The organism is Alicyclobacillus fodiniaquatilis, from assembly GCF_042678105.1.
In the GTDB taxonomy this organism is placed as follows: domain Bacteria; phylum Bacillota; class Bacilli; order Alicyclobacillales; family Alicyclobacillaceae; genus Alicyclobacillus; species Alicyclobacillus fodiniaquatilis.
The window spans coordinates 1-12,204 of record NZ_JBHUCX010000027.1; the positions used below are offsets into that span (position 1 = coordinate 1).

The following is a 12,204-nucleotide window of genomic DNA, read 5'->3' on the forward strand; positions in this document are numbered from 1 at the left end:
TTGAAATCTGCATCGTATTGTTTTGTCATCGTAGACACCTCGAATCAATTTACTTATTTTCACATTCTCGATTCGTTGTGTCCACACTTTTAACCTAACACCACCTGTACCACATGGGGAGTAAATGAGGAAAGCACTGTGTTGGTGGGAAACTCCATGGGCGGATTCATTTCGACAGGAATATTTGCTCATTACCAACATGTCAAATGTTTAGTCAGTGTGAATGGATCTGGGGCATGGGAAGAATCCGAAACTGCATTTCGTCGCATGGATGGACGCAGACCTGCCCAAGATCACGAACTTCATCTCATCCGAATGTTTGACCCTATCAGAAAAATCAACCGTTTACCTTGTCGCCCAATTCTTCTTCAACACGGTGATTCCGATACCATTGTCCCGATAGTCGGACAACGAAAATTCTACGAGGAATTATTACAGCATTACGCAGAGGAAAATAGAACGCTCCTAGAATTTCAGGAGATTCCACGTATGAATCACTACATTAGCGTAGGCATGTTCGAATACGTCTGCAAATGGATTCATCAGCAGTTGACGTCGAGATAGTTATAGCGAATAGGGGGAACTGGCGCACGAATTACACTTTATAGAATTTACCCCGCAACCCGCCCTGCGTGACGAGTCTTACATGCGCTAAAGCAGGAAATAGTCACCATACACCGTATGCGCTTTCAGAAATTTTTAAAAAAGGCCAGAACCCCAGCCATAACTATTGCATGCCATGAGAGAAATCTCGCTTTAACACTTCATTCACAAGGGCATCGATCTCTTTACTCTTTTCCATCATTCGGGGAGCAGAGAGGGGAAAACCGTCCATCTGATTTAGTTTATACATACTGAATCGCTTCAGCTCAATGTTCATATGGAGCCTATCTATCTCATTCACATGCATTGATTTCCCCCAATAATATCCTTGACTCAGTTGCACGCCGACATTCGTAACGGCAAGCAAGTCTTCTAAGTTCTCTATTCCTTCTGCGACAATTCCTTGACCATCGCCCATATAGCGCACAAGCGCAGACACAACTCGCAGCTTCTTCGGAGAATGCGCCATACCCTCAATTAAAGAACGATCAATCTTGATGAAATCTGGTTCAAGATTCGCAATCGCAGTGAGAGAAGAGCTTCCTTGACCTACATCATCAAGCGCAATCCGAATTCCCATTCCTTGCAATATTTGTACTGTATCTATGAGCGCTGTCGAATCGTATGGAACCGTCTCTGTAATTTCCAAAACGAGTCGATAAGGATCCGTACCAGAACGAACGAGCATTTGTTCGAGATCGGTGAGAAAATGTGGATTCATCAGTGTGATGGGTAAAGCATTGACAGATAACACTGAATTACCGATATGAGCAGGCTTGTACCAAAACATATCTAATGCACACTGTATTGCCGCTATATCTGCTTCATACGAAATGCCAAATCGCACCGCACGCTCGAAAAATACATCTGGCCGAATGGATTCTCGCCACCAAGGGCGACACAACGCCTCAAAAGCGACAACCTGCTCTTTAACATGATTCACCACTGGTTGATACGCAGCAATCAAGCATCTATTTCGCAAAATCTGCTCAATAAGCCGTCGATCAATGGCATTTGAAAAATTCGTCATGTCAGGGTTGTTGTAACCCCCCACCTCCATATTGTATACGCTTATTTTAATTGACCGAGCTTCATGCACCTTTTAAATTCATACAGCCGTTCGTCGGCCACCTGATAGCATTCCTGCCAATCACCGTCAATTCCGAACACAGCACCGCCAACACTAATAGAATATCCATTCGCCCGTTCCGAAACGGCCTGCCGAATTCGTTGCACGGCAGATTCGACATCCGTATTCTCCATCTGTAATAAGACCGCAAATTCGTCACCGCCAAACCGAGCAACGAGATCATCTTCGCGAACAGTTCGATTGATGATATTGCCGACTCTGCGCAATACTTTGTCTCCAACCGGATGTCCCTTCGAATCGTTAATGTCTTTCAAATTGTCTAAATCACACAATCCGAGTGCCAAATAGACACCTGATTCGTCAGCTTGTTCAACCATTTGAGGTAGATTTGCCTCGAATCCGCGGCGATTATAGAGACCCGTCAACAAATCCCGCTGGCTTGCTTCTTCTGCACTCTTACCAACGATCAATAAATCCAAAGCCACTGAAATTTGAGCCGAGCAGGCGTCCATGAACATCGTTCCTAGTCCCTCTGAAAGACGGTGGGCGCCTGAGCGTGATCCTGATACAACGATGACGCCTTGTAAACGTTTCTGCGAAGTCAACGGCCATATGCCGATTTCAAGTAGTTCAAGGTTGCTTCCGGCGTATCGAAAATCAACTGATAAGTCTTTCGCAAGAACCCATTGCCCCATCATCGGCGTCCATGCGCTTGCACCCAGTATGGCCTCTTCAAGAAGTCTTGACATTTGTTCTTTGCTGTACTCAATGCTCCCCCATGAAGAATAACAGTCAATTTGTTGGGAAGTGGCGCCTTCTGTCAAAGTCGGTTGCCTATAGGCGAAAAACCCTGAATCGACACCAACCACCTCCCTCAAATCCCTCGCCACAATCTGAAACAATGCTTCACCGCTTGTCGCTTTTGACCATTCGCGGGAACGATGGAAGAACTCACGAAAAACTTCTCTATTCACAGAAACACCTCCAAACCACATCACAAGGCCTCTTCGTCAAACAGGCGAAGAGGCCTCTTATCCACTCACTGTACCTAGTCCTGTAGAAGTCGAATGACCATAGTCGTCTCTCTTCCGAAAGGAATTATCCCCTGCAATTCTGTTATCTTGCAATAGGCGTTGAGGCGATTTTGTGAACATCCTAGGGACGTTGAACGGCCAGGCTCAAAACGTTACAGATTTACCTCAGCAGTTGATTTTATAAATATACTTTGGTTAACTAAGCATATATTTCGATTGACTAACCTTTTGGCGGGTATATAAGGAGACACAATCATGTTGAAAAACGAAGTGATCGATCAATTCCTCACGCAATGGCAGGTCATCAATCGCCACTTACGTCAAGGAATGCTTGCAAACGACACCATTCAAATCACTCGGATACAGTGGCTGCTGTTACGTTACGTACAGCAAACCGAAGACTGTACCATGGGGCAACTCGCTGAAAAATGCGGTGTGAAATTGAGCACAGTGTCGCAGATGGCGGATCGACTGGAGAAAAATGGACTTATTGAACGTGCCACAGGCAAAAAGGACACCCGCCAAAAGGTCGTTCGTTTAACCACGAAGGGAGAGGAATTCGTTCATAGTGCGTTATCCATCTGGGCAGAGCTCCTCACGCAAAGTTTGGGGCAATTCACGAGTGAGGAGCAAACGCAATTCATTGATTTTTTGACGCGGATGGCGGCGGCAGTGACCAGAGAAAAACGAACAAGAGATTTGAATCCAAACAAACAATTGTAGGGAATACTATTTTTCCCTTTGGCATCATCGTAATTGGATCGCTTCAATCATTTTTAGCATCCGATCCGCCTTCATTCGAGGAACTTTGGAAGAGGGGTTTTAATTGAATTGGCGACGTACACTGGCAATCTTATGGGTAGCTAACTTCTCCGTCACTGCTGGAATGAGTTTGGTGATCCCATTCCTTCCGCTATATATTGCGCAACTGGGGATACACAATTTACAGGACGTTGAGCGCTGGTCTGGGTGGGTATTCTCCGCTCAATTCGTGATGTCTGTCATCTGTCAGCCGATTTGGGGCGCGTTTGCGGACAGACGCGGCCGTAAAATCATGTTGATACGCGCCTGTTTGGGCATGGGGATTGTCACTGCCCTCATGGGCCTCGTAGGCACGGCATGGCAATTGCTATTATTGCGATTTATCAATGGCATTTTCTCTGGATTTGTCTCCATGTCCATGTCACTGCAGGCTTCGATCACGCCAAATGAACATTCAGGCAGAGCCCTTGGCACACTGCAAACTGGGGCAATTGCAGGCAGCCTGATTGGGCCGCTGATTGGCGGCGCGCTGGCGGATGCCATCGGGTTTCGCACTGTCTTCTTCTGCACCGGCGCGTTTCTCATGATCGCGACGCTCATCGTCATCCTGTTTGTACACGAAAAACATGAGCCGATTGCGCGGTCCAAAGATCGTCAGAAGGGTGGAATCATGCAATTAAAATCACTCTTCCCGGTTTTTGTGGCTTCAACGTTTATCCAAGTCGGCATGATGAGTATAGAACCTATCGTGACCGTCTACGCAAAAACACTTTATACAGGCACACATTTGGCATTGATTGCCGGTCTTGTCGTCTCGATGAGCGGCCTCGCAAACCTCGTTGGCGCACCGACGTTGGGGCGGCTGGGCGACCGGATCGGCCAGCGCAAAATCCTCATCTTTGCCCTATGTGCGGCAGCCTGTATGTACGTCCCCCAAGCATTGGCGCACAGTATCGGTGTTCTGCTCGTAGGCAGATTCCTGTTAGGCTTATTTATCGGTGGTATGATCCCCTCTCTCAATGTCATCGTGAAAAAGAAAGCGCCGAGGGAATTGCAGGCCACTGCATTTGGCTTCAATTCCGCATCTACCTTCTTAGGCAACCTAATAGGCCCGCTCATCGGCAGTAGTGTAGCTGCCGCATATGGTATCAAAAACGTATTTTATGTGACCATGGCCATTTTGCTGCTCAACGCCGTCATGATTTACTTCAATCGGAAACTAGACGCCTATCCAGAAGCCATCACAGACACTGCTCAACCATAATTTCAAAAAGCCGGGGTTCGCATGTCATGCACCCGGCTTTCTTGTGCGCAGATTCCATTGGATCAAGGGTGCTTATCTAACTCTTGTAAGTGTCGTACTGTACCCTCCACCGGGCCATGCCCACGCGCCACTGTAAGCGTCGCCATCATCACTAAATCGGCCTTTGAAGCGATTGTTGGAATCTTTCGCCCCAAACCAAATTGTGATCTCATCGTCTTCCACTTCCCATACGTAGGTGAAAATATGTCCGGTGTTATCAAAAAAATGGGAAGTGCAGACGCTACTCGCTTCGTCGTATCCGATGTATTCTACACCTTTGATTGCTCGTCCCTCATATGCCAAATCGACATGCTGAACTAGAAAAAAACCACCTTCCAGCCACTTGAAGATCACTTCTCCCGTTATGGCTGGCCCACTGACATGCCAAGTGCCAACGAATGTAGCCAATTGCTTCAATGCTGGATGCGGCAGTGGTTGACTGCTCTGTCTCATACTTCATCCTCCTCACAATTTTTGATGATTCAGAATAGGTCCCCATGCGTGATCTCTCACACCAGCGGTATCATATACAGTCCAGGGAAGCATCGCGGATGGCATGGCACCGAGGCGCCGTATTATTATCAGAATAGCAGGATATCAAACTTATGCAGCCGAAGATCTAGCTTGGAAACCTAATCAATGCAAATGCATTTATACTCAACTGGAGATGGTATCATTTGAAAAGTGAAACAGCGGATCTTTATCACGGAGAACGGGCAATCTGGCTTAGGGCAGGTGGATATGAGGCAGTTGTTCTACCGGAAGTTGGCGGCAACCTCATTGCGTTTCGAGATACCAACAACGGATATCAGTTTTTGCATGAGCCGAGACCTGACGAGATGCCCGAATTCAAAAAAAATCCGATCATTTACGGCATTCCTGTCCTGTTTCCACCGAATCGGTATGAGGATGGAAAGTTTTCTTGGCACGACAAAACATATGAATTCCCAGTCAATGAACCTCGCACAGGGAATCATCTTCATGGTTTTTTGTACGACATTCCCTGGCAGGTGATCCGCCATCATTCCGAGGCGTCGAGAAGCAGCGTCACTCTGATGCAAAAGGTGAGAGAAGATCATCCAATGTATCCATTTTTCCCGCACTGTTTTACGATGTACCTCGAATATACATTGGACGAAATGGGCCTTTTCCAACATGTGACCATCCACAATGATGGAACAAACAGCATGCCTTGTCTCTTGGCATTTCACACTTCCATCAATGCGCCGTTCGCAAACAATAGCGCTGCGGCAGACTATCAATTCAAAATGACCATTGGCCAACGCTGGGAATTGACAGAGCGCATGTTGCCAACTGGAAAGTTTCAAGCGCTTACCGCCGAAGAAAAAAAGATGCAGGGAAGCGGCATATCCCCGTTTTTCGAGCCAATGGACAATCACTATACTGCAGAACCGCAAAACGGCCGAAACCGGATGGAATTGACCGATACCAGAAATCAGGTGACATTGGTTTACGATGTGGGCACATCATACAAACAATGGATGATATGGAACAACAATGCCTCTGAAGGTTTTTTCTGTCCTGAACCGCAAGTGAATCTGGTGAATGCGCCAAATGTATCGTTACCAGCAGAACAAATTGGTCTATTTTCGTTGGCGCCCGGAGATATTTGGGAAGAGACAAGTCGACTTTACTGTAAAAAGGCGAGTGAATAAACAGCCTCTACGCTATTTTCGTGCGCCGCCCCCGACACAGGGGGCCCGTCAACAAAATGAGAAACATGTGTTGGCCTGCTAAATACGCCGTTTTAGCCTTGGCCAGATGCAAAGTCCCCGAATGCCAGCACTTTAGAGATTTGCAAACAAATTCTGTTGACGGTGCCCCACATGCGTATTCAGTGCGTGTATATACATCGTTCGTTTTCCTTGCCCCCACTTCAAAAACCTCATCTATTTTTGTGTTTGGCGATGGCATCCACTACAAATGCGACGCTTTCAGGAAAATCGCGCTCATGTTTAATACCGTGCAGAATCATGCCGCCTGGGTACCCCACCTGATCCAACTTATCCAAGAAGTAAGCGAAGTCGACAATTCCATTCCCAGCATGGGTATACTGTAGACCGTCACCCGCTTTGATATCTTTTCCATGAGCGATGTAGATGTCTTTTCCCAACAGTTCAAAGGCATGGTCCATGATGGGCCTGACATTTTCTTGTCGCGCTTGCCCCACTTGAAACAGATTGGCGATATCCATGATGATTTTCAGGCGCGGCGTCTGGAAGATATCCATGAGTTCCCGCGCCTTCTCGGGAGAATTGACGCTGTTGCTGGGCTCGCATTCGATACCCAAAACCAAGTCGTAGCGCTCCGCCTGCTCCAGCACTTTCTCCATAGATTTCAGAAGGTCTTCCCAGGCAGAAGGCGCCAGATTGTCTTCGTGCCAAGCCCACATACTTTTCGTGTTCCTGCTTCCCGTGCAAAGCGTGACAAAATCACAGTTTAAATCACGACTAGCCGCCGCCACAGTGGCGAATCGCGCATAGCCACTCTCCCGCTCCGCTTTGTCCGGGTGAATCATGTTGAAGGTGCCATTGACAGCGGTTATTTCAACGCCGTGCCGTTCGGCTTGACTACTGACGTCTGCCAAAAGCCCAGGCTCAATGCGCAACGGCATCTGCTCGTCGCAAACCGAGGAGAAATCGAACTGCACATGGGAGAATCCCGCTTCTTTTATCGCCGCAAATAGACCCTTTGTCGTCGGACGCTGAATTTCAATGGAATACATCCCCAGTTTCATGGCGTGCTGCCACCTTTCCTGATTGAGTTCCTCCAAAACATGAGCGTGATCGCAAACGTCGAATTCTGCTTCAAGCACGTTGGTCTCACGCTATTGCTGATTCACACCGTCACCGCATCTGCGCTACATTTTGTTAACCAACTGGTACAAACCCGGTTTTCGCTCATATCCCATTTTCTGATTCACTGTGAGCATACGTGCGTTGGTGGAATCGTTATGTGTCAGGATGGACTTCGCCCCCCGCTGTTTCGCATATGCTGCAGCCTTTAACTTGATGGCCAGCGCAAGCCCTCTGCCCCGGTAATCCCTGTGTACCCCAGTCAAATTGTGATAATACACATCAGCAGAGCGTTTGATGACGAACGACATTGCCGCCCACTGATGGCCGTCAAGGCACAATATCACACCTTCTGGGTCCCAGATGGCGGCGTCTAAGAAAACTCGTTTCATCTCTTCAAACGACGGACGAGGCTTTTCTTCCATTCCCGGTACATCCAACACCAGATCCCAATAAAAATCTGCAAATCTCCTAAATGATTCATCATCCTGCGGATATTCTGCAAGGGAAGTAAAGCGAAAACCATTTGCTTCGGCTGTAGAGAGTGAATCCATCAGCACATTTGGTTGGAATCGCGACAAATCCAATTCAGAAGTGAACGTATGTAACTCCTTGGTAAAACCACGTCGCTCTGCCCACGCAATCCCTTCGTGTTGTGTTTCGCCAATCATCGTTTGCAGGGCAACCGCTTGATGTTCTGAGCAAAATTTCACAACTTCTGCGTAGAGCTTTTTTCCTAACCCACGCCTCCGCCAATCCATGTCAACGCTTACATTCACCTCGAAATATCCGGGTCGTAGTATCGGGTCCCAGGACCCTGTCACTGCCATCGCAAAACCCAATAATCTGCCTTCAGGTGTCACAAGTCCTATTCTGTGCAAAATGGTTTCCGACGAACACCGCTTGTCTTGCAATTGAATCTCCCGCAGAGCTGGGAGATTGGAACCGCTCTCTCTCACGAAACATTCGTAGTTCTCCATCGTCAAGGGTACGATTGTGTAAGTCATTCGAAGTTCCCTCCTTCCTGAATCACGCCAATCTGCATGCCGTTTGACGGCCCAACTAAATCTTATCAGTCATCATCCATTTCGTCTCTACGCCTTTGGGCGGATCTTTAGACGCTCTATCATGTTCTCCAATTTGCTTTTGAGTGCATATAAGCTCCTCAAAACTAATTTGAACGATCCGCCCTCTCTCATCACACATCCATCAACTGCTCTAGATCCTTTTATCGCGACTGCAAGCCAACCAAAAATCAGTAGGCTTCATCCGCCGTCTCCGCCTCTACACCGTATAGACGATTCAGATTGATGCGCTTCCAGCCACCATGGAAATAGTAGATAAGCAATAAAATATCCGAGACAAAGAAGCCCATTGGGAAGCTCCACCAAATCCAATCGACGCCAGCATGGTCAGCCAAAATATACGCAAGCGGAATACGAACCAGCCATTGTGCCACGAATGAGATGAGGAGCGGGAACAAAACAGCGCCAGTGGAGCGCACGGTGCTCACGATGATGTTCATCACGCCAAACAGAATGAAACTCCAGGCCGTAATATCGTTGATGTGCATGCCCAACGCGACAACAGAAGGCTCCGTAATAAACAGATGCAGCACATCTCGGTTAAACAAGTAAACCAATCCTGCGAGTGCGCCTGTCATGACCACATTGTACAAAAGCCCGGCTTCAAATGTCCGCTTCACGCGATCCCATTGGTTGGCGCCGACATTTTGCGAGCAGATATTCGAAACAGAAGCGCCGATGGCCATCGCTGGCATGCTGATGTAGTTCGTAATGTTCATAGAAGCGTTAAACGCGGCGACAGCCGTTGAGCCAAACGTGTTCACCAGCGTGATCAACGCCATAGAACTGGTGGAAACCACCAAAATCTGCAGCCCCATCGACATGCCGCGTTGCAGCATCAACTTCATCAGGGTCGCGCGCGGCCACAAATAAGCTAACTCCTTACCACGAAGCGACAGCGGGTGTTTCCGCCAATACAAGAAAACCACCAGACACAATAGACAAATGACTTGCGCAGACAGCGTGGCTGTGGCCGAACCCGCAATGCCCATCTTCGGGAAAGGACCAAGCCCAAAAATCAACACCGGATTCATCCCCGTATCGATCACGACAGAAATGAGCAGAAAGTAAAACGGCGTTTTGGAATCCCCGGAACCTCGCAAAGCCATCGTGACAAAATTGTACAAGTTCGAAAACGGAACTGTTAAAATAAAAATCCGCAGATATGCGAGTGCGTAAGGTATCACCGACGCCGGGGTGCGCAACAAACCAAGCAGATTGGGCGCAAACACTTCACTGAGAACAGACACCACAATCGAGAACAAGACAAAGAATGTAAATCCAGTGCCAATCACTTGCTTGGCTTCGTCGTAACGCTTCGCGCCGTAATGCTGGCCAACAAAGATAGATGAGGCCATCGCGATACCAAACGTGAGACTAAAAATCAGGAAATTGATATTGTTGACATTCGCCGTCGCCGCGAAAGCGTTTGAACCTAAATCGTGACCGACCCAAATGGAGTTGATGGTCCCATTGAGCGATTGCAAAATATTCCCGAACAACAAGGGCAACGAAAAGAAAAAGACGGTTTTATAAATCGAACCTTCTATGAGCTGAGTGCGCTCCATACTTATGCCTCCCGATGATACCACTGCATGACGGACCGCAATTAAAAAACGCACCAATTCCACTGGAACCGGAACGTTTGACCAAATTATTTTCTTCAAGGTACTGCTCTGTCCGTGCATTAACCCTCATTCATACAGTTACGAAAATATCATTATGCCACGATTCCTGTATTTGTCTACCCCTCATACCGATGACGGCATGCGTGATATGATTCCAGTTAAGCCATCAAGCCCTTTGCACATGTAGATACGTGTGAAGTGAGCGGTTGCCTGCGGTGACATACACAGACCAAGTTCCGAGTGTCGTAGAAGGCCCCACTTTCCAAACCCAGGTCACTACGCCAGAACTTCCTGCAGTTTTAGCGTTTAATCCTTTTGCGTGACTAGGTCCTGATTTGTAGTCAACTTCAATCGAACAATGGGCGCCAGGCGCTGTTTTGATGGTTATGTAAGCGGATTGGTTATGATGGACGTCAAGATTCGAGGCTACAATCTTCAAGCCCGTTTGTTTGACACCCTGCGCTTGCACTGCCCTAGACTGCGTAGACGCACTGGCGACCGCAGTTGGCACGAGTCCAGCCATCGCAATGGTCGAGATGACAGCAGCGCTGATCCAACCGCCAATGCGATTCTTTAAATTGCTAAACAATGATAAGGCACCTCCTTTTTGTATGCTATTGTACTATGTTTTACATTAAAAATATGTTTCCTATTTTGCTATTTTAAGCGATTTCTGATTTCCGCTTTGGCACGCAGACACCTGCCCACAATTCACCAATTCGCTTCATCTGTCCTCCTCCTGTATAGTGGGTTGTGGGTGATGAATCATGAGTGGGAGTCCATACATGGTCGGGTTAATTGTTATTTTTGTGGTTGTTGTTCTTTTTTTCATGGTCATCATGCTGAAGAAGTACAAATAAAGAACCGCCTCAATACACACCATTGGGGCGGTTCTTTATTGAGCCAAGTGTATCTGCTCACACACGTCGAAAGTACCCATAAATCACGGGAACAAATGCGACGCCAAGCGCTACAACAACCATCATTTTCATGTATCTTGCATTCATCCACTGTGTCAACGGAAATACACCCCGCCTTGTCTAACTGCCCCAGTCTACACAGGTGTACCCCAACGTATGCCTGCAAAGCCAAGAATAGCGTGGATAGCAGCCCAATTGGCTGCAAAAAAATGTCACACTGCCATCCATGTTGCCAGGAGCGTGCCGGATATGGGTTCACGGTTTATGCACTTACTCATCGCCGACTATGTCGTGCGCGAATTGGACATCAGCGACCGAGGTGACGCTTTATTAGGCGCCATTGCACCGGATGCGCGCGCGGAAAAGTTGGGCGCGCATTTCAAGGGTGATCTTCATCGCTATGCACTCAATGCCCCAATCGACTTTGGTCGTTTCGTCGTGAAATACAGGGATCGTTTCACAGACGCGTTCTTTCTTGGATATCTCACACATCTGATCACAGATGACATTTGGACAATGAAAACAGATTTTTCCGGCTTTGAAGCTCGCTTAAAGGCTCAGCCCGAACTGTATAAAATTTATCACGCTGATTTATGGCTGTGTAACGCCAAGCTGGACGAAATTTATCGGCCACACGGCGTTTACGATGCACTGTCGTCCGCACATACAGTGCCTGACATGGACGAAATCGACGGTGCAGCCGTATTGGCCTACAAACATGAGGCGTTAAATGATTTCACATACCCCATCGAGAACCGCCGGAAGCCACTCTCATTGTTCACCCTTGAAGATATGATTCATTATGTGGAACGGGCCAAGAGCAAGTCCTTGGACATCTGCCGGATGGTCAAGTCTATGACGTCCTAAATGGTAGACTGTGCAGAAGATGCCTCGTGTTTCAGTGCTATTTCTCCTATATAAAATGACAATGCTGTTCACACGACGAGGGACTGGCACCCATGC

11 protein-coding genes and 1 pseudogene are annotated in these 12,204 nt (G+C 47.7%); 5 read left to right on the forward strand and 7 right to left on the reverse strand.

Annotated elements, in window-relative coordinates; all coding sequences use genetic code 11:
* Positions 1–132: 132 nt before the first annotated feature.
* Positions 133–564, forward strand: a pseudogene (locus tag ACFSB2_RS10585) (alpha/beta hydrolase family protein); the annotation flags it as partial.
* Between the two features lie 163 nt (positions 565–727).
* On the opposite strand, the gene ACFSB2_RS10590 reads toward ACFSB2_RS10585, so the two are convergent.
* Together ACFSB2_RS10590 and ACFSB2_RS10595 are read right to left on the reverse strand one after the other, a co-directional pair.
* Positions 728–1,633, reverse strand: coding sequence for an EAL domain-containing protein (locus ACFSB2_RS10590; protein ID WP_377943012.1), 906 nt, complete (start codon positions 1,631–1,633; stop codon positions 728–730).
* A 41-nt stretch (positions 1,634–1,674) separates the two neighbouring features.
* Positions 1,675–2,667 carry a GGDEF domain-containing protein gene (locus ACFSB2_RS10595; protein ID WP_377943013.1) on the reverse strand — a complete coding sequence of 331 codons (993 nt, stop codon included), beginning with the start codon at positions 2,665–2,667 and terminating at the stop codon, positions 1,675–1,677.
* 315 nt (positions 2,668–2,982) lie between these two features.
* Here ACFSB2_RS10595 and ACFSB2_RS10600 point away from each other — a divergent pair, with 315 nt between their 5' ends.
* Positions 2,983–3,450 carry a MarR family winged helix-turn-helix transcriptional regulator gene (locus ACFSB2_RS10600; RefSeq protein ID WP_377943014.1) on the forward strand — a complete coding sequence of 156 codons (468 nt, stop codon included), beginning with the start codon at positions 2,983–2,985 and terminating at the stop codon, positions 3,448–3,450.
* Between the two features lie 103 nt (positions 3,451–3,553).
* Entirely contained in the window at positions 3,554–4,753 is a 1,200-nt protein-coding gene (locus tag ACFSB2_RS10605) for an MFS transporter (protein WP_377943015.1), read from the forward strand.
* 72 nt (positions 4,754–4,825) lie between these two features.
* Here the strand turns inward: ACFSB2_RS10605 and ACFSB2_RS10610 are convergent, their stop codons facing one another.
* On the reverse strand, positions 4,826–5,245 hold the full coding sequence (locus ACFSB2_RS10610; protein WP_377943016.1) for a DUF1579 family protein: 420 nt from the start codon (positions 5,243–5,245) through the stop codon (positions 4,826–4,828).
* Positions 5,246–5,469: 224 nt separating this feature from the next.
* Between ACFSB2_RS10610 and ACFSB2_RS10615 the strand changes: the two genes are divergently transcribed.
* Positions 5,470–6,468, forward strand: a complete 999-nt coding sequence (locus ACFSB2_RS10615) for an aldose 1-epimerase (protein ID WP_377943017.1) — start codon at positions 5,470–5,472, stop codon at positions 6,466–6,468.
* Between the two features lie 230 nt (positions 6,469–6,698).
* Here the strand turns inward: ACFSB2_RS10615 and ACFSB2_RS10620 are convergent, their stop codons facing one another.
* The 4 genes from ACFSB2_RS10620 to ACFSB2_RS10635 form a co-directional block, all read right to left on the reverse strand.
* A complete protein-coding gene (locus tag ACFSB2_RS10620; RefSeq protein ID WP_377943018.1) occupies positions 6,699–7,550 on the reverse strand; it encodes a sugar phosphate isomerase/epimerase family protein in 852 nt (283 codons plus the stop codon).
* Positions 7,551–7,673: 123 nt separating this feature from the next.
* Complete coding sequence (locus ACFSB2_RS10625; protein ID WP_377943019.1) at positions 7,674–8,615, reverse strand: GNAT family N-acetyltransferase; 942 nt, start codon at positions 8,613–8,615, stop codon at positions 7,674–7,676.
* A gap of 248 nt (positions 8,616–8,863) precedes the next feature.
* Positions 8,864–10,261 (reverse strand): MATE family efflux transporter, encoded by a 1,398-nt coding sequence (locus tag ACFSB2_RS10630; RefSeq protein WP_377943020.1) that lies wholly within the window; start codon positions 10,259–10,261, stop codon positions 8,864–8,866.
* A 226-nt stretch (positions 10,262–10,487) separates the two neighbouring features.
* Positions 10,488–10,910, reverse strand: a complete 423-nt coding sequence (locus ACFSB2_RS10635) for a hypothetical protein (RefSeq protein WP_377943021.1) — start codon at positions 10,908–10,910, stop codon at positions 10,488–10,490.
* 580 nt (positions 10,911–11,490) lie between these two features.
* Here ACFSB2_RS10635 and ACFSB2_RS10640 point away from each other — a divergent pair.
* A complete protein-coding gene (locus ACFSB2_RS10640) occupies positions 11,491–12,108 on the forward strand; it encodes a zinc dependent phospholipase C family protein (RefSeq protein ID WP_377943022.1) in 618 nt (205 codons plus the stop codon).
* Positions 12,109–12,204: the final 96 nt, after the last annotated feature.

Bases quoted from the DNA above. Each gene is read 5' to 3' on its own strand.
- ACFSB2_RS10610 (WP_377943016.1), bottom strand. From the start codon at position 5,245: ATGAGACAGAGCAGTCAACCACTGCCGCATCCAGCATTGAAGCAATTG.
- ACFSB2_RS10620 (WP_377943018.1), bottom strand. From the start codon at position 7,550: ATGAAACTGGGGATGTATTCCATTGAAATTCAGCGTCCGACGACAAAG.
- ACFSB2_RS10630 (WP_377943020.1), bottom strand. From the start codon at position 10,261: ATGGAGCGCACTCAGCTCATAGAAGGTTCGATTTATAAAACCGTCTTT.
- ACFSB2_RS10590 (WP_377943012.1), bottom strand. From the start codon at position 1,633: ATGACGAATTTTTCAAATGCCATTGATCGACGGCTTATTGAGCAGATT.
- ACFSB2_RS10600 (WP_377943014.1), top strand. From the start codon at position 2,983: ATGTTGAAAAACGAAGTGATCGATCAATTCCTCACGCAATGGCAGGTC.
- ACFSB2_RS10640 (WP_377943022.1), top strand. From the start codon at position 11,491: ATGGGTTCACGGTTTATGCACTTACTCATCGCCGACTATGTCGTGCGC.
- ACFSB2_RS10625 (WP_377943019.1), bottom strand. From the start codon at position 8,615: ATGACTTACACAATCGTACCCTTGACGATGGAGAACTACGAATGTTTC.